The sequence below is a fragment of the Dietzia sp. UBA5065 genome (genome assembly GCA_002415925.1).
Taxonomy (GTDB): Bacteria; Actinomycetota; Actinomycetes; order Mycobacteriales; family Mycobacteriaceae; genus Dietzia.
The window spans coordinates 7241-7524 of record DIAZ01000119.1; the positions used below are offsets into that span (position 1 = coordinate 7241).

The 284-nt window shown below is 71.1% G+C and carries 1 protein-coding gene; it reads left to right on the forward strand.

Annotated features, from left to right (window positions below; genetic code table 11):
* Nucleotides 1-284 (forward strand): AAA family ATPase (locus B4M60_RS09120; protein ID WP_291082565.1); only part of this gene is annotated, 284 nt, incomplete at both ends.

A 284-nucleotide genomic window follows, 5' to 3' on the forward strand; every position in this document is an offset into this window, starting at 1 on the left:
TACCTCGCGCAGGAGCTCGCGCGGTTCCTGGCCGGCGCCGACGACCCGAGCCGCGTCCAGCTGGTGCAGTTCCATCCCAGCTACGCCTACGAGGACTTCTTCGAGGGCTACCGACCGACCCTCACCGAGTCCGGCCAGCCCGGATTCGCCCTCCAGGCGGGGCCGCTGCGCCGCCAGGCCGCCCGCGCCACGTCCGACTCGGGCCGCGAGCACCCCAGCTTCCTCATCATCGACGAGATGAACCGCGCGGACCTGGCCCGCGTGTTCGGCGAGATGTACTTCCT